The sequence below is a fragment of the Acinetobacter sp. SFD genome (assembly GCF_001647575.1).
Lineage (GTDB): Bacteria > Pseudomonadota > Gammaproteobacteria > Pseudomonadales > Moraxellaceae > Acinetobacter > Acinetobacter pecorum.
Window position 1 is genome coordinate 1 of sequence record NZ_LSZJ01000011.1, and the last position, 21062, is coordinate 21062.

Below are 21062 nucleotides of genomic sequence, written 5' to 3' on the forward strand. Positions count from 1 at the left end.
TCCAATGGACAACGTTCTCCATTAGATTATGAAAAGGCCCATCAAAAGATGGTTATGTGTGTCTAGAATTTTGGTGGCTATTCAAGTATCCCTTCAATCTGCAAGAAATATTGTTGATGCTATAGATAAAGAAAAATTTGATGTGACACTGATAGGAATAGATAAAGATGGAATTTGGCACCTTAATGAAAGTACTCAATTTCTATTAAACTCAGATGATCCAAACCTTATAGCCTTACATCCATCTGGAAGAAATTTAGCTTTTATTCCTGGAAAAAGTGAAAAACAAGTTATTGAATTTCAAAATAAAGCTATATCACAGTTAGATGTAATTTTTCCTATTGTTCATGGAACACTTGGAGAAGATGGTTCATTGCAAGGGCTATTAAAAATGGTAAATTTGCCATTTGTAGGCTCTCAAGTATTAAGTTCTGCTATATGTATGGATAAAGATGTATCAAAGAGATTATTACGAGATGCAGGATTAAACGTTACACCATATATAAAATTAACCAAACGAAATAGAATAAATATAGATTTTGAAGTTGCTTGCTCCAAGTTAGGTTTACCATTATTCGTGAAGCCTGCTAATCAAGGATCATCAGTTGGTGTTAGTAAAGTAAATACTATAGAAGAGTTTGAAATAGCTCTGGATACAGCATTCAACTATGATCATAAGGTATTAATTGAAAAAGGTATTAATGGTAGAGAAATAGAATGTGCTGTTATTGGAAATTACAAACCTATCGCTAGTGTCTGTGGTGAGATCGAGTTATCAGATAGTTTCTATTCTTATGAAACAAAATACATTAATGAAAAAGGCGCAAAGGTAACAATACCAGCCAATATATCAACTGAATTAAGTAAAAAAATTCAAGATATAGCTATCAGTGCATATGAAATTCTGGAATGTACAGGACTTGCAAGAATTGATGTTTTTTTAACAAAAGATGAAACTGTATTTATTAATGAAATAAACACTTTACCGGGTTTCACGAATATAAGTATGTTCCCTAAGTTATGGGAAGAAAGTGGATTGAGCTATTCAGACTTGATCACTTGTTTAATCGAATTGGCTATAGAGCATCATCGAGAACAGGAAAAAATTCAAAATACAGTATTTTAGCTAAAATCAACATAATACATGTTATATGAAATGCTTTATTTTATCTTCTATAAATCATATGCTTAACTTGAGTCTTTTCAGGGTTCAGCACACTGGAACGGCTCTTTATTGATTTTTTATGTTTTCTACCTATTCTTTGAGCAATGTTCCACAATTACGATAAGGTATTTTAATTACTTAACTCTTTTGATAATCCTTTTAAAAATTACAACCTATCAAAATCTAGAAAATATAAATTTTCTAAAAAAGTCGGTGTTATAAAAAACCTGTCCTTTACTGAGAATTTTTTTATGACAATTTATGTTTCATTCAATGACATTCTATGCGTCGCAGATGACAAACCTTGAGTCGTGTGATGTTTTTTAAGCCTGTCATCAATTAACCCAGTTCATTGTTGCAGCAAGCTAAATTGCCGAAAAAAGTTTTAAGCTAATACATTTTGTTTGCTGCCTTAACGTAGTTCTGAAATGCGCCTTAAGTCATTGCAATGATTTCACTGTGCTGATGGCCCATTACTACCAGAAACTGAAATGAATCAAACTAGGTTGGTCATCTTTCTTTTTAGGCTTTTCATATTTAAAACAAGCCTGATTGATCAGATGCACTGCCTTAAGCAGCTCTTTAAAAGCTTGCTCATCAGCAGCTAGCTCTACCAGTGATTCATTATCCAGCTCAGTGATGCATGACATCGTTGAAATGACCTGCACATCATGAGCTTTAAATAGCCCTGTCAAAATCTCATCTGAATGATTTTAGTCTTTAATAAAGTTGTTCAATACTTCAGCATGCATTACCTAGGTATCAAAATCTTTCATCTGGATCTAGCGCACTTCAATGCCATTAATTTTGATGCTTCGATTTGTTGCTAGGAAAAAAGTCATTCATGATTGGGTTCCGGGTATTAAAAAACCACCTGAAGAGGGTTTTCTTTTAATGAAAGACTCTCAATATGAATTCTAATTTTTTTCAACTTTAACTTTGTGTACGAGTCGATGCCCCGTATAAGATTCATGACCTACAGCAATAATATCAATAACGCCCTCGCTCTCTAAATTTAACAATAGATGATAAATTTCCTGCATGTCATTTAGTTCGAAATTACTACCAATCCACTTAATAGCACCAGATTTCATATTTTCTATTTCTTGTTGGATTTTATTGTAATCAACCATAGCCTGGCTCTTATTATCATTTGCGGTTAATTTATATCCGAGGATATATATTTTCAAGCAATAGTTCTTAACTTTTCGTTAATCAACTCAACAAAAAAAATCATCTGATAATTGCGCTTACATAAGCCTGTAGCGCCATAACTAAAAGCTTGATCATCTTACATATAGGGACATAGCCAATACACGGCTGGCTTAGTCTCACCTCTACACTGAAATTAAGTCTTAGAAACGTAGAGGAAATTCAAATGAAAAAGTTTTCGCAAGTTCTATTACTAACTTTGTTCGGATTTACTGGAACAATAGCTATCGCAGATGAATCCGTACCTCTAGAGGCTACCGCCGCGGCCGAAGCGCAACAAATTGCTTTAGAATATGGAGATGGACAAGGACAAAAATCTGATTCTTCTGATGAATAAACTGAAGCCCTCAAATGAGGGCTTGTTTCAACACTTGGAGATATTTTAGTACTTCCAATTTAATCCTTGTCCCATTTCATAAATAATGAGGATCAAGGAAAATATCATGAGCGCAATCACGATGGCTTCCGCTTTAGTAGGCACGCTGAATTCTCCAACTATCCAACATACATATGTTAAACAAACTAAATAGTTAATAATACAACAGTTACAAAAATTTTATTGAATGGTAAAAAATAGGGGTTGGAGTTAGCTCATTTTTTAAGTTATCCGCTTCAGTGGCAATGGCTTTTGCCAGTCTTAGTTTCTTTGTGACAACCCTCCTTATCAGTTCGTCCGCCATGAGAAAAAGCTGTAGTTGCAAAGCAAGAGACTTAACAATATAACTTTTTTCATACTTGCTCCTTTTATGGTACGAATACTGAGTTTTGGCCTTTTTTGTACAAATTTCAATCATTAAAAACCACCTCAGAGGGTGTTTAAAAATTACATCCATGCATCACATTTATTTGTATTCAGTAATACTAATCGGCTTGCCTTTAACCAATTCCACCACACCTTCGCCACGCTTAAAGTGAATAGACACACCCTTATCATTTGCTAAACGTACACCACTAGCTGCCACAGTTTGTTTTAAACGATGGACTTTACCAGAGTTATCCATCATCTCTGCTGTTTCAAAATTATCAGATGACTTAAGTTGAATGGTCAAATCCATGGGTCCAACAAAGTTTATAACTTGCGTTGCTACCACGGTGTTAACATTAGATGCCGATAAAGCAGATTCATGAGCAGGGTAAGAGTTACATCCTGTTAGTGCTAAAGCTAAAAGGAAGCTACCCACTAAATATTTCATTAAAGTTAGCCTTATAATCAAAAAAATACGAAACCGTATATATATTAGTTATTTAAAATAACGAAAAAACCTTCACTTATATTTAAGTGACAAAAGATGCCATCAAGTGATGGAGCTTAATAATCACTTGTTCCAACTTGCCATACAAGCACTTTTCCAAGACAGTTCAAACTGCTTCTGTTCCGTTTGATTTTCTATAAGTACTAAATTCATCTCAAGAATAATAAAACGCTGGTAAGGAATATATTTATTGTCTTTATTCTTATAGCTAACTTCCCCACAATCTCCCACTTGATTGCGAAATTTAGATGAATCTGCATTCGGAATAAAGGTTCTAACCTGTTCTCTTGATTCTCTCAGCTGTTTTTCATTTAATACCTCAGGATCTGCTTCAAGGTCTTTAAACTTTTGTTTGCTGCATCCTGCCAGTACTAATATGAATATCCAAATCCCTAGATTTTTCATAATTCCCTCCCGTAGATGGGCTAGAACTTTACATTAATTTTTTAATTATTTTGAAACTGAAAAGTCACTTTATTAAAAACCTCCCGAAGGAGGTTATTTTTTAAACACTGAATTGAAAGCTATCAGAGAATCCAAATACAACGTTGCCCTATTTTACAAATTACATATATTAAGGTAATTACCATTAGTACAATCATCATAAATTCTACTTTAGTTACCATGGTGAATCCTTCAAATTTTACGCATTTATATATTATAGAAATCAAATTTTCAATAAAAAATAATTAGATATCAATTGATTAAAAAGGTAAAAATATTGTGGTTTATATAAAAAAGCCATTCTAAAAAAAGATTTAATTAAATATCTGTCCTACCATATAAAATACTAGGCATATAATCAATCATAATAATTTTTTCATACTCAATTTTTTATTCACTTTCTACGTAATGAAGGGCTAAATGCATAATACAGGCACAAAAAAAGACGCTATTGCGCGGTGGATTTCTTGTGCCTGTAGAGGGAATTACGCTGCCGGAATCGTCACAATATAAATATACTAGCCATGTGTTGAATCTGTTTCTTTACCTACATTAAATAAAGTCTGCCCTGAAATTTCATATTGATCTCATTATTCATAAATTAATGGAAGGGTTATTTCAGGAGACTTTTAGTTCGTTCTAAACGAAGAACTTTGCATTCTCAACTCTAATCACGAGGTCTGAACCTGTATCAGCCATCAGCAAAGGGCGCATTTAGTTGAACTATCTGCTCAACTTGATACGCTGCAACTTGTTGAAATGTCGTAGCACCATACATTTTTCGCTACGGCGGCAGATGAAGTCCAAGCGAATGCAAGAAACTCTTCATTGTCGAGAAGCAGCTCGACAATATGATCGTGATCCGGATTATGCTGCTGACCGCCCCACGCAAGGCAATTTTTAACTGGCCCATGTTGATGTCATTAACTTCAAAGCACTGATAGCGATAACCTATTTCTTCCGCATGTTCATAACGATCAATACGCCATGCTTCTGTAGCTAACTTGCCTTTACCTCCGCCGGACCATGGACCGCCAGCAATTTCTATAAATACTGATATTCAATAACATACAAATCAAAATGCCAGTGTTTGGCACTTTTGAAATAAAAATACTCTTCATATTTGATTTCCATCCGATCAAGGCCCTCTTTCAATCGATTGAAGACTTCTGAGTATTTTTCACCAGCTTTAGGTAGTGGCCTATTACGAGGTTTATTTTTTAACTGGACCTTTGGCAGTCAAGCTTTTATAGCATTTTGGATCCATAACTTGCACCCATTAAAAAAACCTCCCGAAGGAGGTTCTGTACGTTATTGCTCTTTTCAGTTTTTAACCACAGAATGCCTTCAGGATTGTTTGAGTTTTTGGATCTGCAATAACCGTGACTCGTCCTGGATTATAATCTTTAGTTATAGGCTGACCAGGTGCAACAAGTCTTACAACCTCAGCATTTGTTTTTGATTTGATATCAGCTTCACTCGATAATGTCGTACGTGCTAATTTTGCTGCACTTTCAGGCACGCATTTCTTCATCATTTCTGGTTTGTTAACCACTTCAGTTTCGGGAGTACCGGCACAAGCAGTCAACGCTACTGCAGCAAGAATAAGTGACAAATTATAAATAATTTTCATAAGCTTCTATCTTTGACATATAAAAGCAGGATGATACCTAGGTCGGCTTGGGCAAGCCTAGCCATATCAACAATGTTAATACACTTCTTTAAATATTGAGATTTAAAAAAAACCTACTTAACTCTCCCAAATTAAGCAGGTACATGTCCATTCAGCTATCTTTTTTGTTCTTTTTATGAACAAACATTCTAGCAAATAAGTTATCTGTCCAAATAGAATTATTTAACCTCTTTAGACGAATTGCTAATTATTTAATTTCCTTCAAACATTCCGACATTCTTTCCTTTAGAATTACATTGAACCACACCTAAGTTAAGTTGTACCAGCATTTAGGTTTCAGCCTGAAGCCCCCCCTATGATCTAATCAATTTTTAAGATCACGGAATTATCAGCGTAAACAATAAAACTGATAAGCCGGTTTATAACGTTAATTTCAAATATACCCATTCAAAAAGAATAGATTTTATAGGTGACTTGGAGCCAAATGCTTCGTACCAATATGAAATACATTATTCTGATACGGAAGACTCAATAAGTATTAATTATACGGATAAGGATAAGAAAAATTATTCTGAGTCGGTAGTAGCATATTCTGCAAAATATGATAAAGAAAATATTATATAATCATAGCCATTCGCTTTGCATCATGCATTAAGCATATTTCTCAAAGCTTTTTGATCATTCTTTTGATTGGGCAATTTTCCGATCCATCATGCTCATTTCATCGCGTGACATTAATCCGCATGATAGTGCTTGCCATATTAGTGATTTCGGTTTCGTACTTCTCAATGTTATGTTTTGCTTCTATTATGTCCATTTTCACCACCAATAAGAAAAGAAAAATCCCTGTACATCTAAAATGCAAGGGATTTTGTTTGCCATAATAGGCTCATATATACAGAAAATGTGAGGCTAGTAAAAACTGTATCAGCCTAATATTCCACGGCAATCACAAAGGTGTTCTCGCCCTCTAAATAAGTTTCAAAATTAAAAGCATGTTTGCGGAAATATTCACCCAATTCTAAAATATCATCCTTATCAATAGTATGTAAAGGTACTTTCAAAAGAATTGGATTTTCCTTTCGCTTAGCAATAGCCTGATGAAGCTTAATAAACAATTCTTCGTATGTTAGGGTTATGCTATTAGTCATTTTGGTCACCAGTGATTACCAAAAATACAATTATAACTGAGAAGCAAAACACCTAATGTAAGAATAATTTTATACTTTCAAATAGCATCTATTTCCTTCAAGCAATCCCGGTATTCTTTCTTGCCATTCCTGTTCTCAGTCACACCGTCTAGGCCGAATAAACAGTATATGAATTGGAGCATGTTTTTCCTGATAAAAAAAGCCCACTCATGGAAAGGTGAAGTGGGCTTATAAACTAAGGACCATTGAGGGTCACGAAGAAACTACAGCAGTTTCTACCGGTTATTTTCTACACTAATCATATATTTTCCAGTGGCAAAACATACCAACAATAATAATTAAATCATATTGTTGTATAGTTTTAATCTATGATTAATATTTAAAAATCCCTCTTCGCGGGGATAGACGCTACTCACAATCACACCCACCTAACATGCACAGTCTGCTTTAATTGCTTTCAATCCTTTGTAGGGCGGGATGCCAAACCCTGATCTAGATCCCAAGAAGGTAAGTTTACTCGAAGACTTGTTCCACTGGTCAGTACTCGAGCAGGAATAGATTTTCTTTTTATGGACAACAAAAAAGCCCATCTTTCGACGAGCTTTTATTTTATTCTTATAAAAATTAGCTATTGGGATATTTTAAACTTTTCAGACAGTTTTTCCAGACTCTCTAATCTTTCTTGCTTTGAAAGACTATACATGTGGAAACACAACAAGAATATAAGTGCTAATAATACTCCGCCTAAAATCACAACCCTTTGGCTGGTCATAAGGATTCTTCTTGATTTAAACTTAAGCCTTAGTATGACACCCATTTGTTTAAACAAAATAACAAAAAAGCTCAATCTGTGATCGATCTTATATATAGACACAAACAATCAATTATTAATTAGAGATATAACATACATCTAATTTTCCTTTATTCTGCTTATAACAGGTCCAGTCACCTTTGGCTTGGTTAGCAATAATATTTTTAGTTTTATAGTTTCGAAAATATTTTTTGGCTTCACGCACATCTTCAGGAATAGTTCCAAGATGAGGCACGCATTTCCCACCACAAGCTACAGCTACAGACTGTTCGATAAGGTATTCTTGCTTATTAAATTGTAAATCGATGTATGACGCCCCCACATCTCCGCCTGAGAGAATCATACAAGCATAAGATTGTTTCGCCCCATCCACAAAGAAACACTCACCTTCTTTGGTCGGATTTTGATAAGCAAACGCAAAGCTAGATAACCCTAATAATCCAATAGCAATAATACCCTTCATAATTCAAATCCATTTGTTATTAAATACATAAAAAAACACCCACAAACTAAAAGTTTGCAGGTATTGAAATTCTTTAAATTTTTGATCAAGCCGTAATACGACCATTATAGAAAAATCATACTTGAATCAGAAAAATATTACTAGCATTATGCTTCGAATTCTTTATAGGTATTTTTCTTATGCTTTTTAATGGCTTTGGCTGCTTCATCTATTGCAGAGTCAATCGCTAGCGTCATCAATTTTTCATATTGTTTCCAAGTACCATCATAGGCTTTTAAGGTCATCTAAAGATATCTTCAGGCTCTAAATATAGAACTCAAGCCAAATTAATGAGTTAGACGACCAATGTATATTGGTAGCTCAGGTAGTTGACTGGCACACGCATGTTTATCGAGCGAGAATAAGAGTTAGAGGGAATTAACAAAAGCCAACATATTCAGCGTTGTCTAAATTGATAAAATCGCCGTTTGCTACAGAAAATTTAAGATTGTTAAGGATTGAAGTGAATATTCAAAATGATTTATCAGAATTAAGTAATTACAGTGAGTTAAGTAGTAAAGAGCAACTAACTATCCATCAAACGCTTATTTCGTACGTCCGCTCAGATCACCTCTATAATATTATCTTGACCCATAATGTTGAACCTTACGACTTGGTAAAACTTGTGAGTATTAGTTTTGAGAATAGAGATGCTGCTATCTGGGTTCATTTTGAAACTATTACAGCTGAGAGACTAACCATGCCTCTCGATTTTATTTCAAGAATAGAAGTATGTAATTACGAAGTTTTTTAAATTAGAATTGAGACACCTAACCCACCCTAGCAGTGGGTTTTATCTTAAATAAGATCCAAGACAAAATAGAAATACACCTGGTAACATATATAAGAAGCCAGCAGCTTGTGCATCCATATAATTCTTGACCTTTTTATGTAAAATATGTGGTCCAAAAATAATGTACTCTCTTATAAGAGATATAGTCATAAACACAAGGAACTTTATATTTTTTTCTTACTGGCTGTGATAATTCTTCAAAATTAAATTATGAAATGAAATCATTAGACAAAGATATCAGGTGGTCGTTTAATCTAATATAAAACTCATAGGGGCTAATAAAACAGTTAATAATTACTTAGAAAAGCTTGAAAACCCACATACTCTCATTAGTGAAGAACTCAAATCTTATGTGAAGCTTATACCAAAAAATTTAAAGGAAACTATCTATCAGTTCTTATAAGATTGTCCCCCAATGCACACAATGAAGATAAACTGTTGAATGATTTAAATAAATCACCAAATAAATATAAATTTTATTTTAATATAAAGGGTTAGATAATTTTCCTCTCGACTTTACAATTTCCTTTCCTTATTAATAATAACGATACATATTGAAGGTTTCTTTAGGCCTATAATTTTGAAAATTTTTTGGTAGCTTCGCTTCATTATGACTTTTTATATATTTTTAATCCTTATGAATATCGCAGCCATAATGGCAGTGATTGCATTTTTTCATAAGTAATAAGAAAACTACATCTTGGTATTCTTCTTCGCTGGTTAATTTTAAATTTCATTATAAAAATACATTTCTTTAAGCATTATTTTTGGTATAAATTTCACACATTTCTATATAATACCTATTTTGACTCCCTTTTATAAGAATTATTCATATGTTGTGTATTTCACATATATATTCTTACTATTGCAGTAGGTTCACTTCATGAATAATATTAACTTTAAGAACTTTGAAGAAGCTGGCCAAGCCATTTTAAAATTCTTATCTCAACGATTTGGCTTTAAATTATGGATGATTACTCGTACAGAGGGTGATGACTGGATCGTGTTACTAAGTGAAGATAATGGTTATAACGTTAAGCCTGGACAAGTATTTCATTGGGCAGACTCATTCTGCTCACACATGGTGCAAAGCAATGCGCCCCGTATTGCTCCCTATTCACCAGATATTCAAGTTTACGCAGACGCACCTATAAATCACCTAGTCCCAATTAAAGCCTATATCGGCCAACCTCTGTATAAAGAAGATGGCTCTCTTTTTGGTACTTTATGTGCAATTGATCCCGAACCTCAACCTAAAATTCTTGTTGAAGATGCTCCATTATTCGAGCTGATAGCAAAGGTACTCAGTTATACGATTCAAGCCGATATAAAAGCTGCTGAGTACATACGTAAAGCTGAGCGTTTTGAAATGGAAGCAATGTCCGACCCAATGACTGGACTTTTCAACCGTCGTGCCTGGGATGAGCTGATTATCAAAGAGGAAGAGCGCTGTAAGCGCTATGGGCATCCTACTGCTATTCTTATGATAGACCTTAATGATCTTAAGATCACAAATGATACTCTGGGTCATGCTGCAGGTGATGAGCTCATTCAAAGAATGGCTTTAGCTCTCAAAAATACGGTACGTAGTAATGATATTATCGCTCGCTTAGGGGGTGATGAGTTTGCTGTGATGACTATTGAAACTAACTTAGAGCATGCTAAAAAGCTTGCATCAAGAATTCAAAATACTTTTGCAAAAGTTGGAATTAGTGCTGCAATTGGTCTTGCAATGCGTAATCCAACCTTTGGGTTAGCTGAAGCTATCAAAGAAGCAGATGCAAAGATGTATCAGAATAAAGTTATGGTCAAATCAAGTAGCCATTAATTAAACTACTTGCACGATGTATTCTTTGTATCTGTTAAGGTCCTATCTACAATCTGAAGATATGCAATTGAAATAGTCACATGCACTTCACACAATCTGATACGCGATTTTGCCCAAATATTTTTATCTCTGGTCAAAAAACTTATGATTTTCCCATCTCAAAACTTCATAATTATTGCTTTTTAAAACACTTTATATCTTTATATTTTATAATCTAATTATTTGTTTACTTTAAAAAAATAATACCTATAATCCCATCTGCTCATTACGAGAAGCAGACATGATGAAAAGAAAAATTCTCCAAATTCTATTAGTACCCTTTCTCTATACGAGCTGTTATAGAACTTCGTCGGAAGATGACCCGAAATCTATAGTGACAAATATAGAGAGATCAAAAAATCTCTTGGCTCTTTCAGCTCACTCGGGAATTTGTCACCATGTTGGTACGGTCTAAAATCAGCATCGATCAGATCTACTCAGACAGACTGCTGATGTTGTTCAACCAGTATCTCAGCAAGAGTTTTTTTATGATTTGAACTGCCGTATAACCAAAACAGAGCAAACATGAATGGTGGGTAATTCTGTTTACCTTCATTTATCACGCGCTTTAGTTGAAGCAAACTTTAAACATAAAAATATTTATAAAGGGGCAGCTTAATGATTGAAATGAGCACAATTGCAGTACCCAACTTCATCATTGACGAGCTGCACAAGGACAAGGCTTTTAATCTGGCACCGAACTAACAACAAGCCGATGTTTCTTTTGGGTAGTAGAAGAATTTCAAGGTAATTTTAGGCTATCTATTTCCTATAAATTAGGCATAACAACCGTTCCAGTTGATAATGAAAATGCCAATGCAATTTACCCATATGCTTTCAAGCTATATTGCGAAGCATGACCGATCTGGAGTCGTACAGAGCTTAAAGGAGGTGTCTTAAATGGATATTTTTCAAATTACTGTACAAAGTGAAGCACCTCAATTATTTATAGGATCTGAGATTGGCGGTGCAAAGATCATATCGATTAAGGATGTAAGCCCAAAACTGGTATCAGCAGCTGAATTGGCTCAGCACTATGGCATTAGTGTAGATGCTGTACGTGATCGCTGTGCAGAGATTAACAAAGGCACTCGAGGCAAATGTCTTTACGACCCAGAGCAGGCAAATTTGATTTTGACTGCTAAGCCAGTGGCTAAGCGTGGGCGTGCTAGGAAGAATTAGTGACTATGAAATATAAAAAATGGCTTTAAGCTACTGTTTTTGCTTAAAACCCTTATAACTTAATGTTTAGAATCTTGGTAGGTATATCCAGACTCGAACTGGAGACCTCTACGATGTCAACGTAGCGCTCTAACCAACTGAGCTATACACCTAGAATGCTTGGCATATTATAAATTTTTTCTCATGAAGACAAGCCTTTTCATTTAGTTTTTAAAACATCCGCGCAAGTTTTAAGCAAATCCTTGAATTTTTTCATTTCTTGCTCCGTCATTGTTATTCCTGAATACAGATTTTTTTCAAAAACCTTTATGGCTTGAATAAAGGCAGTCTGGTTTTCAACCTGAACCTGCTGGGATAAACGTAACATCCACTGATGAAAGGTTTCAGCTGGCTGTTTTTTGAAATCGTCAGCTAAAGATTGATTCAACTGTTGAATCATACGATCATATGGAGCTTGAGCTTGTCTTGCCTTCAAATAAATTCTCAAGATGTAGAGGAATATTAGTATGCTGATACCAGATATTAGTATAACGACGCTGGAATAGATTGAATCTAGGCCCAATTTCGCTAACCAGCCCTGTTGTGATTCTGCATTATAACCCACCACCTTACTTTGCCATTGGTAGCTGGCATAATCGCTCCAAACGCGCATCTTCGTCATCCACTGATTATTCTGTGATGCCCAGGTTAAATTATTTGCCGATACACGTTCATCTTGAGACATTAGATTTTGCATTCCGTTGTCTATACGCTGTGGAGCAATCTTAGCGGTTGGATCAAAGCGCTGCCATTTCTGATCAATCCAAACCTCTGTCCAAGCATGGGCATCCATTTGCCGAACCTCCCAACTCATCCGATCCGGGGCCAACTCTCCCCCTTGATAACCTGTGACCACCCGTGCAGGAATTCCAACATAACGCATCAACATTACGAAACTCGATGCATAGTGTTCACAAAATCCCTGACGGGAATTAAACAGGAATTCATCAATCCGGTTTTGTCCCAATTGACCCGGTTTTAAGGTATAAACAAAATTATTCTGCTGATACCAGTTCAAGACTTGTTGCACATAACGACGTGGCTCTTTAGCACTTTGTTCATATAGATGTAATGCCAATTTCTGTGCTCGAGGGTCTAGGCTACGCTGCACTTGAGTATTCATTCGCTCGATATATTGGCTTGGCAGTGTTTGAGGCTCGTATTTTGTACCGACCCATTGTAATGTAATCGGTTCAACGCGTTGCGTAAGCCGTCGCGGTACAATACTCCAGTCCTGACGGTTATAATAACGGCGTTCCACAGGTATCGATTTTTCCAGCCCCATGATCCAGAACACCGAAGGATCTGCAGCCAGATATTGATAATTCCAGCCTGTAGACACTGCAGATGTATCCATCGATGGTTGCATTAAAGGCTGTTGATTGCTGAAATTGCTGGTCCAGCGCTGCCCATCATATTCATCTAGTACCAGGGCTCGCCAATACAACTCTGAACGTGATGGGAGCTTGCTCACATCACCGATAATCCGGAAAGCAAGGGCACTGGATTGGGACAATTCGGCAATATCACCGGGCGACATGCTGTCGCTAATGCCTGTTACACCTTTGTTTTCTGGAATAGGAATATACCAAAGCGGAGGCAAGCGCGGGAAGAAAATAAATAACAGTATGAAAAATGGAACGGCGTAGAAGACAAACTGGCCCACATGTTTGGCATCCTGTTGCAATGCTGTGCCCAGAGTGGTCTGTTCCTGTTCAAATTCGCTGGTCTGAATCCGGTACAGGCCAATCAGACAGCTGATTAAACACAGTACAATCACGATTGCCATCCCAAATGACTGACTGTATAAGAATGAACTTGCAGCGACAAACAGGGCAAAATTAAACAGGATAATCAGGTCTCGTTTATTTTTGCTTTCCAGTGATTTGGCAAATAAAAATGTAGATAAAACAGCCACTCCTGCATCTACGCCAATAAAACTTTGATAATTCAAATAAATACTGCCCAGTGCCAACGCCGTCAGCAGAAAAGTACCGATTTTTGGAAATGGCTGCTGACGCTTCTGATAAATCCAGATACACAGAATACTGATGGCAAAAATTATACTGAGTAGCACAGGAATAAATGCCATTTGGGCGATGAGAATCAGCCCCAGAGTCAGTACAATCGAGGTACAGATTTTTGCGTTCATCGTTTCTTTATCCACTTTAGGCCTGCGCCAACAATTGTTTGGCTTTCCGTAGTTGTTCTTCCCCTGCTCCCTGTGGCAACTCAGCCTGTGGCAAATGCAGGCTATAGGCACATTGCTGCTGCTCGCACTGCTCGACCAGCCCCATTACAAATTCAAGTTTTTCTTCATGTGACTGGCTTGGCATATGCTCATAATGAATCTCGATACTGTGTTCATCCTGATATTGTTCAAAGACTTTGACATACAGGCCTTGCCCACGCGCAAACTGCTTCCAGGAGACAGCCTGCAAGGAATCCCCAGACTGATAATTGCGTAATTCACGAAATTCATCCATATCCGGTTCAAAGCGGTTAAAGTAATATTTATTTTCAGCCGTAAAAGCTTCAGCCTTAGGAGCAATCCAAGCAGAATGCTGATGATAAAGATAGGTCCAGGCTCGAACCAGACCAAAGGGATAAACCGAATAAATCTGAATGATCGGGTAATCAAACTTGCCACGTTGCTCTGTGTAAAATGGCAGGATAAATTGCTGCTTTGCTGCATTCAGATAAAATTTTGCTATCTGATCTCCTGCCTTGATATATACATATCGCGGACGAAGCTGCTGCTGTTGAAAATAAAAATGTAGATTCAGGCTATTCCCTACCTGACCAATATCATCTGCAATCAATTCAATTTTCAGGTCATGCAATTGTTTGAAAGTCAGATAAAAACTGACACACAGCACGGCACTGATTAAAAAACAAAAACCTAAAATCAGGTTATTGGCATAATTCACTCCGGCCACAAAGGTGATCAAGATCAAAACAAGATACAGATAGCCCTGCCGATAAATAAATACCAGAACATCTTTCTGTGAGAGCTGTTTCTGCTGTGAAAATTGAAAGCGTTTGGCCAGCCATTTTTGCCAGGTTCTATCCAAGAGAAAACTCCTTTAGCTAACCGCAACCTGTTGCATGACATTAAAAGCTTCAGCCTCACTTAAACCCAGACGATGTGAAGTCACCGCAACAAATACGGCCTGTACATCATCGGGCGTGACAAAGGCACGTTGCTGAATCAGGGCATGTGCTTGTGCTGCACGCTTCAGGGCCAATAAGCCACGTGTGGAAAGTCCATGTCGTTTTTTACGGGTTTCTTCTGCCAGATCGAGCAGATATTCCTGAATCGCTTCACTGATAAATACCTGATGTGTCAGGCTTTGCAGTTCCAGTATCTCATCTTCAGTAAAAATATGGGTCAGACTCGCAATCAGGGCAAAACGGGATTCCTGCTGTAATAAAAGTTTTTCTGCATGGCGTGATGGATAACCCAAGGACAAACGCATCAGAAAACGGTCAAGCTGGGATTCAGGTAAAGCATAAGTACCACTTTGAAACAGCGGGTTTTGTGTCGCAATCACCCAGAAAGGTTTAGGCAAGGCATAGCGCACGCCATCAATGGTGGCATAGCCTTCTTCCATGGCTTCAAGTAAGGCACTCTGGGTTTTGGGACTACAACGGTTAATTTCATCTGCCAGTAAAATCTGGGTAAAAATTGGGCCTTGTTTAAACTCAAACCGGTGTTCTTTCTGGTTAAACATATTAATGCCGATCACATCACTGGCCAGCATGTCATTGGTAAACTGGATCCGCTGGAACTTCAATCCTGCCAGATGTGCCAGACTGCTGGCTAACGTGGTTTTTCCCAGCCCGGGTAAATCTTCAAACAGGACATGTCCACCCGCAATCAGGCAACAAAGTGCCAGTTTGGTCTGAGCCTGCTTGTCCAGCACAATGGCATTAACTTCTTCAAAAAAATGCTGGATCTTGGGTGAATAACTTGCAATCTTTTGTTCAAGCCCTGTATTGATGTATGCAATGTCGTTATTTTCCTTTTGTTTCATGCCCCAGATCACAGTAAATTCCTTAATAAAACATGGTCTAGGATTAACATACACTGAAATTTAAATTTTCCCAAAAGATCAATCATCTGTCTGTGTAACTGAATAAATACACTCACTAGAAAATACCGGGATAGAAAGAACATACAGAAATGAGATCTAGAAAATAAAAATGACCGCCACAGACAGAGATCTTTTTTGATCAAATATAAAAATACTTATAAGACTTTGCCGTCTCTTGAAAAGACTTATACATAAAAAATCATACTTAAAAGGTATATACACCCAGATCATTTTTTCGATTTTTATAATTTTTTTGGAAATAGCTCAACTCATGCAATCAGGGTTATTAGATGGCCTATTCTTGTAGAGAAAAAAAGCGCCCCGAAAGGCGCTTGCTATTACTTAACCATTAACATGGACATTTCTTCATACCACCGCCCGCGGATGGATAACGGGAATCTACACAGTGGCGATAGAAAGTCTTAGGATCCATCGGTTCCAGATCCGGGTGATGCTTGCGCATATGCTCCACATAAGTCTGATAATCTGGCACACCGACCATCAAACGGAAACTTTGCTGCAAACGTTGCCACAGGGTTGCAATCCGTGACCAGTTTTTCGGGTTCAGGATCAAATCCTTCTGCGACATCACGGTCATCTTGATGATTTTATAAATCATCGTTTTCCCGCTTTTGGCAAACTTCAGATTCATAATATTCTCCTTAATGACCTTTCGCTGGTTGAATCTCTTCTGGATCACGATAAATCGCTTCTGCCTCATGCACGGTCGGTACAGGACTTGCCAAGGCACGGCGAATCACACCAATCGCAGCGAACAACATCACAAAAGCTACAATCATGAAGAAAGCACAAAGTGCAGCATTGATCTGGTTCGACATCGCTACCGTCTGCATTTCAGCCATGGTTTTCGCTGGCGCCAGGATTTCATTATTGGCAATTGCCGTGTTGAAACGGTCAGCTTGCGCAAGGAAACCAATCTTTGGATTTTCGTGGAAAATCTTCTGCCAGCCTGCTGTCATGGAAGTAATGAACAGGAACACTGTCGGGATAATTGTCACCCAGACATATTTCTGTTTTTTCATCTTGAACAGAATGACGGTACCGAGAATGAGCGCCATCGCAGCCAGAATCTGGTTACCGATACCAAACAGTGGCCATAAGCTGTTAATCCCGCCCAGTGGATCGACTACGCCCTGATAGACGAAGAATCCCCAGCCTGCCACTGCAACCGCAGTACCCAACAGGTTTCCGAAGAAGTTATGCGACTGTTTCACCGCAGGAATCACGATACCTACGGTATCCTGCACCATAAAGCGACAGGCACGGGTACCAGCATCTACAGCAGTCAGGATAAACAATGCTTCAAACAGAATCGCAAAGTGATACCAGAATGCCATCATTTCACGACTGTTGAAAATTTCGGTGATGATATGTGCCATACCAATTGCAAAGGTAGGCGCACCACCAGTACGTGACAAAATCGAGTTTTCACCAACTTCTTGTGCCAGTAAGGTCAAAGCTTCAGGCGTTACCACAAAACCAAGGGTTCGTACTGCTTCTGCTGCACTTTCGGCTGTAGTACCGAGTAATGCGGCTGGCGAGTTAATGGCAAAGTAAATTCCTGGATCCAGAATTGCAGCACAGATCAAGGCCATGATCGCCACAAAAGATTCCATCAACATACCGCCGTAACCGATCATGCGGATATCGCGTTCATTGTTGACCAGTTTTGGTGTCGTTCCTGAAGACACCAAAGCATGGAAACCGGAAATCGCACCACAGGCAATGGTAATAAACAGGAATGGGAACATAGAACCTGCAAATACAGGACCAGTACCATCAACGAATTTGGTAATTGCTGGCAGTTTCATTTCAGGCATGGCAAACAGGATACCCACAGCCAGACCTGCAATCACGCCAATTTTCAGGAAGGTCGACAGATAATCACGTGGAGCAAGCAATAGCCAGACTGGCAGTACCGATGCAATGAATCCATAAATGATCAATGCCCAAGTCAGCTCAGTGCCAGAAAGCGTAAAGAATGGGCCCCAATATGGATGTTGTGCGATGTTTTCGCCGTAGATAATGCCCAGCATCATCAGGACAAAACCAATAATCGAGACTTCAGCAATTTTACCTGGTCGGATAAAACGCATGTAGATGCCCATAAAGATCGCAATCGGAATGGTCGCTGCGATACTGAATACACCCCAAGGACTGTTGGTCAGTGCTTTTACCACCACCAGTGCCAGTACTGCCAGAATGATAATCATCACGCCTAAGGCACCGAGCATGACCACAATCCCGGCAAAAGTACCCAGTTCCTGCTTGGCCATTTCACCGAGTGATCGACCGTCACGACGGGTGGAAATAAACAGCACCAGAAAATCCTGGACTGCACCGGCAAGTACCACACCGACCAGTAGCCAGATCGTGCCCGGCAGATAACCCATCTGCGCTGCCAGGATTGGACCTACTAGCGGACCTGCACCGGCAATCGCTGCAAAGTGATGGCCAAACAGCACGCTTTTATTGGTCGGCACATAGTCCAGACCATCAGCCAGACGATGCGCAGGCGTTAAACGGCGTTCATCCAGCTCAAATACTTTATTGGCAATAAATAAACTGTAAAAACGGTAAGCAATGCTATAGACGCAGGCGGCGGCAAGTACCAGCCAGACTGCATTGACATGCTCACCCCGACTCAGTGCCAGCACTCCAAAGGAGACTGCACCCACAATGGCTACCAAAAGCCAAATCATTTTCGAAGTCAGCGTGGACTTCTTTTGTAAAGTTTCCATTCAATCCCTCATATTGTGATGCATACAAATCAGCGTGATTGTTGTTGTTCGAGGTACTGCTGTTTTCCCTTGCGACTTTACGCCTGTTCTTTTGCTTTTCCTCTAAGACTTTGGCATAAAAAAAGGGATGATCTAAATCATCCCTCTCGATAATAGTCTATTTTCAAACCATTATGCACGTTCTAAATAGTCACCAGTACGGGTATCTACACGAACGCTTTCTTCTTGCTGTACGAATAATGGAACACGTACTACAGCACCTGTTTCAAGTTTCGCCGGCTTACCACCACCGCCAGAAGTATCACCACGAACACCTGGATCAGTTTCAACGATTTTCAATACCACGAAGTTTGGTGGGCTCACACTAAGAGGCACGCCATTCCACAACATGATGGTACATTTTTCGTTAGAATCGTCTTTTAACCATTTTGCAGCATCGCTCATTGCTGTTTTATCAGCTGCGATCTGTTCAAAGGTAACAGGATCCATGAAGTTCCACATTTCGCCATCGTTGTACAAGTATTCCATTTCTACTTCAACGATATCAGCAGCTTCTAGTGAGTCACCAGACTTAAATGTTTTTTCTAACACTTTGCCTGATTTAAGGTTACGTAATTTTACGCGGTTAAAAGCTTGGCCTTTACCTGGTTTTACGTATTCATTTTCCATGATTGAACATGGGTTGCCATCAAGCATAACCTTAAGGCCTGACTTGAAATCATTCGTAGAATAATAGGCCATGACTGGCGCACTCCAAACTTACTAACTTTAATCTATAGATGCTATGGGCTGTTGCGATGTCATTTAGCAAGTCTGACACGAACATGATTTGCCACATGCACATTCATTTAATGTTGCGTATTCTAAATGAGCAATACGTCTTGCCGCAATGAAAAAATCCGCTTTTACCTGCTCAGGCTGTCTAAGTTACAATCAGATATGAAAATCCTTTGTTTATTCATGTCTTGCTCAACGTTAGACTGTCATCAGCTTATCATTAAGATCAGCATATCTGAATCGCACCCTATATTAGAGCACAGCGAGTCATTCTGCTTTCTTACAAACTGTTAAACTGTTTCCATCAGGATGTGTCCTCCCACTTAATATTGTTAATCTTCCAGCATGACGAACTATCTATATCAAGAACAAAACTGGCAATCACAACTCAGCGACCTGATCACTGATCCACGCGAACTGCTTGAAGTACTGCAGCTTGCACCGGAGCAACTGCTCTCAGGCGCTATCTTGGCTTCCAAGCAGTTTAAATTACGCGTACCACGTGCTTTTGTGGGCAAAATGCAGACCGGAAACCCTTTAGACCCCCTGCTTTTACAAGTGCTGCCCCATCATCTGGAACTGGAAGAGCATCCGGGATTTGTCACTGATCCCCTGGGCGAAGAACAGGCCAATCAGCAACCTGGCGTACTGCACAAATATAAATCCCGTTTCTTGCTGACACTGACTGGTGCCTGTGCTGTCCATTGCCGTTATTGTTTCCGCCGGCATTTTCCCTATCAGGAAAATCTTCCTAAAAATGAAGACTGGATAAATATCAAGCAATATCTGGAAAGCCAACCCGATATTAATGAAGTGATTTTGAGTGGCGGTGACCCACTGACCTTATCGAACCGAAAATTAAAAACCTGGATTGAACGACTGGAATCAGTACCACATCTCAAATTCTTAAGAATACATTCACGAGTTCCTATTGTAATCCCCAACCGAGTCGACGAAGAGTTAGTTAGCATGTTAAAAAACAGTAGGCTACGTATTATTCTGGTGGTACACTCAAACCATGCATCAGAGTTGGACGACTTCACTTGCACGCGTTTAAACCAGCTGGTTCAACACCAGATTACTGTATTGAATCAGGCGGTTTTATTAAATGGGGTTAATAATTCTGCTCAGGTTTTAGTAGATTTAAGCTATCGCTTGTTCGATGCCGGGGTCATGCCTTATTATTTACATGTACTTGATAAAGTAAAAGGTGCCCATCATTTTGATTTGGCATCTGACCATATTAATGAGATTTATACAGAAGTTTTAGCGAGCCTACCGGGGTATCTGGTTCCTAAACTGGTTCGAGAAATAGCGGGCGAGAAGAATAAGACACCGCTTTTTGGGGTTTCAACATTTTTGAGTTAAATAATA

General features: G+C 38.4%; 19 protein-coding genes, 1 tRNA gene and 2 pseudogenes. 6 read left to right on the top strand and 16 right to left on the bottom strand.

The annotated features are described in order from the left end of the window. The first annotated feature begins 73 nt into the window (after positions 1–73). Positions 74–1126 carry a D-alanine--D-alanine ligase gene (gene ddlA / locus AY605_RS05460; RefSeq protein ID WP_228138641.1) on the top strand — a complete coding sequence of 351 codons (1053 nt, stop codon included), beginning with the start codon at positions 74–76 and terminating at the stop codon, positions 1124–1126. 515 nt (positions 1127–1641) lie between these two features. On the opposite strand, the gene AY605_RS15195 is transcribed toward ddlA, so the two are convergent. Together AY605_RS15195 and AY605_RS05470 are read right to left on the bottom strand one after the other, a co-directional pair. Continuing rightward, on the bottom strand, positions 1642–1815 hold the full coding sequence (locus AY605_RS15195) for a hypothetical protein (protein WP_155857660.1): 174 nt from the start codon (positions 1813–1815) through the stop codon (positions 1642–1644). Positions 1816–2082: 267 nt separating this feature from the next. Beyond that, complete coding sequence (locus tag AY605_RS05470) at positions 2083–2355, bottom strand: hypothetical protein (RefSeq protein ID WP_064095448.1); 273 nt, start codon at positions 2353–2355, stop codon at positions 2083–2085. Positions 2356–2543: 188 nt separating this feature from the next. On the opposite strand from AY605_RS05470, the gene AY605_RS15055 reads away from it, so the two are divergent. Then, positions 2544–2714: a hypothetical protein gene (locus tag AY605_RS15055; RefSeq protein ID WP_171254919.1), complete on the top strand. Its 171-nt coding sequence runs from the start codon at positions 2544–2546 to the stop codon at positions 2712–2714. Positions 2715–2989: 275 nt separating this feature from the next. Here AY605_RS15055 and AY605_RS15375 read toward each other — a convergent pair. The 7 genes and pseudogenes from AY605_RS15375 to AY605_RS15060 all read right to left on the bottom strand — a co-directional run. Then, positions 2990–3034: pseudogene (locus AY605_RS15375) on the bottom strand (hypothetical protein); the annotation flags it as partial. 185 nt (positions 3035–3219) lie between these two features. Further along, entirely contained in the window at positions 3220–3570 is a 351-nt protein-coding gene (locus tag AY605_RS05480) for a hypothetical protein (RefSeq protein WP_064095450.1), read from the bottom strand. A 123-nt stretch (positions 3571–3693) separates the two neighbouring features. Beyond that, positions 3694–4035: a hypothetical protein gene (locus tag AY605_RS05485; protein ID WP_064095451.1), complete on the bottom strand. Its 342-nt coding sequence runs from the start codon at positions 4033–4035 to the stop codon at positions 3694–3696. Between the two features lie 1369 nt (positions 4036–5404). After that, positions 5405–5707, bottom strand: a complete 303-nt coding sequence (locus AY605_RS05495; RefSeq protein WP_064095452.1) for an I78 family peptidase inhibitor — start codon at positions 5705–5707, stop codon at positions 5405–5407. Positions 5708–6639: 932 nt separating this feature from the next. Then, a complete protein-coding gene (locus AY605_RS05500) occupies positions 6640–6858 on the bottom strand; it encodes a hypothetical protein (protein ID WP_064095453.1) in 219 nt (72 codons plus the stop codon). 887 nt (positions 6859–7745) lie between these two features. Continuing rightward, positions 7746–8132, bottom strand: a complete 387-nt coding sequence (locus tag AY605_RS05505) for a hypothetical protein (protein ID WP_064095454.1) — start codon at positions 8130–8132, stop codon at positions 7746–7748. A gap of 146 nt (positions 8133–8278) precedes the next feature. Beyond that, positions 8279–8416, bottom strand: a pseudogene (locus tag AY605_RS15060) (hypothetical protein); the annotation flags it as partial. A gap of 218 nt (positions 8417–8634) precedes the next feature. Between AY605_RS15060 and AY605_RS05510 the strand changes: the two are divergent. The 3 genes from AY605_RS05510 to AY605_RS05520 all read left to right on the top strand — a co-directional run bounded on the left by AY605_RS05510 (position 8635) and on the right by AY605_RS05520 (position 12013). Further along, entirely contained in the window at positions 8635–8925 is a 291-nt protein-coding gene (locus AY605_RS05510; RefSeq protein WP_064095455.1) for a hypothetical protein, read from the top strand. A 922-nt stretch (positions 8926–9847) separates the two neighbouring features. Next, positions 9848–10792 carry a sensor domain-containing diguanylate cyclase gene (locus AY605_RS05515; protein ID WP_064095456.1) on the top strand — a complete coding sequence of 315 codons (945 nt, stop codon included), beginning with the start codon at positions 9848–9850 and terminating at the stop codon, positions 10790–10792. Between the two features lie 939 nt (positions 10793–11731). Next, positions 11732–12013, top strand: a complete 282-nt coding sequence (locus AY605_RS05520; RefSeq protein ID WP_064095457.1) for a hypothetical protein — start codon at positions 11732–11734, stop codon at positions 12011–12013. A 75-nt stretch (positions 12014–12088) separates the two neighbouring features. Here the strand turns inward: AY605_RS05520 and AY605_RS05525 are convergent. From AY605_RS05525 to efp, 7 genes are all read right to left on the bottom strand, one after another. Further along, a tRNA-Val gene (locus AY605_RS05525) sits at positions 12089–12165 on the bottom strand. A 47-nt stretch (positions 12166–12212) separates the two neighbouring features. Beyond that, positions 12213–14204, bottom strand: a complete 1992-nt coding sequence (locus AY605_RS05530; RefSeq protein WP_064095805.1) for a transglutaminaseTgpA domain-containing protein — start codon at positions 14202–14204, stop codon at positions 12213–12215. A gap of 16 nt (positions 14205–14220) precedes the next feature. Next, on the bottom strand, positions 14221–15126 hold the full coding sequence (locus tag AY605_RS05535) for a DUF58 domain-containing protein (protein WP_064095458.1): 906 nt from the start codon (positions 15124–15126) through the stop codon (positions 14221–14223). Between the two features lie 12 nt (positions 15127–15138). Beyond that, positions 15139–16101: an AAA family ATPase gene (locus AY605_RS05540; protein WP_171254920.1), complete on the bottom strand. Its 963-nt coding sequence runs from the start codon at positions 16099–16101 to the stop codon at positions 15139–15141. 397 nt (positions 16102–16498) lie between these two features. Beyond that, positions 16499–16804, bottom strand: coding sequence for a YbdD/YjiX family protein (locus AY605_RS05545; protein WP_171254926.1), 306 nt, complete (start codon positions 16802–16804; stop codon positions 16499–16501). Positions 16805–16811: 7 nt separating this feature from the next. Beyond that, entirely contained in the window at positions 16812–18911 is a 2100-nt protein-coding gene (locus AY605_RS05550; protein ID WP_064095460.1) for a carbon starvation CstA family protein, read from the bottom strand. Between the two features lie 171 nt (positions 18912–19082). Continuing rightward, positions 19083–19652 carry an elongation factor P gene (gene efp / locus AY605_RS05555; RefSeq protein ID WP_064095461.1) on the bottom strand — a complete coding sequence of 190 codons (570 nt, stop codon included), beginning with the start codon at positions 19650–19652 and terminating at the stop codon, positions 19083–19085. Positions 19653–20033: 381 nt separating this feature from the next. Here efp and epmB point away from each other — a divergent pair, with 381 nt between their 5' ends. Next, positions 20034–21056, top strand: a complete 1023-nt coding sequence (gene epmB / locus AY605_RS05560; RefSeq protein WP_064095462.1) for an EF-P beta-lysylation protein EpmB — start codon at positions 20034–20036, stop codon at positions 21054–21056. Positions 21057–21062: the final 6 nt, after the last annotated feature.

Excerpts from the sequence above, each read along its gene's own strand:
- AY605_RS05515 (WP_064095456.1), top strand. The coding sequence starts at position 9,848 with ATGAATAATATTAACTTTAAGAACTTTGAAGAAGCTGGCCAAGCCATT.
- efp (WP_064095461.1), bottom strand. The coding sequence starts at position 19,652 with ATGGCCTATTATTCTACGAATGATTTCAAGTCAGGCCTTAAGGTTATG.
- epmB (WP_064095462.1), top strand. The coding sequence starts at position 20,034 with ATGACGAACTATCTATATCAAGAACAAAACTGGCAATCACAACTCAGC.
- AY605_RS05530 (WP_064095805.1), bottom strand. The coding sequence starts at position 14,204 with ATGAACGCAAAAATCTGTACCTCGATTGTACTGACTCTGGGGCTGATT.
- AY605_RS05520 (WP_064095457.1), top strand. The coding sequence starts at position 11,732 with ATGGATATTTTTCAAATTACTGTACAAAGTGAAGCACCTCAATTATTT.
- AY605_RS15055 (WP_171254919.1), top strand. The coding sequence starts at position 2,544 with ATGAAAAAGTTTTCGCAAGTTCTATTACTAACTTTGTTCGGATTTACT.
- AY605_RS05485 (WP_064095451.1), bottom strand. The coding sequence starts at position 4,035 with ATGAAAAATCTAGGGATTTGGATATTCATATTAGTACTGGCAGGATGC.
- AY605_RS05550 (WP_064095460.1), bottom strand. The coding sequence starts at position 18,911 with ATGGAAACTTTACAAAAGAAGTCCACGCTGACTTCGAAAATGATTTGG.
- AY605_RS15195 (WP_155857660.1), bottom strand. The coding sequence starts at position 1,815 with ATGTCATGCATCACTGAGCTGGATAATGAATCACTGGTAGAGCTAGCT.
- AY605_RS05500 (WP_064095453.1), bottom strand. The coding sequence starts at position 6,858 with ATGACTAATAGCATAACCCTAACATACGAAGAATTGTTTATTAAGCTT.
- AY605_RS05505 (WP_064095454.1), bottom strand. The coding sequence starts at position 8,132 with ATGAAGGGTATTATTGCTATTGGATTATTAGGGTTATCTAGCTTTGCG.
- AY605_RS05480 (WP_064095450.1), bottom strand. The coding sequence starts at position 3,570 with ATGAAATATTTAGTGGGTAGCTTCCTTTTAGCTTTAGCACTAACAGGA.
- AY605_RS05495 (WP_064095452.1), bottom strand. The coding sequence starts at position 5,707 with ATGAAAATTATTTATAATTTGTCACTTATTCTTGCTGCAGTAGCGTTG.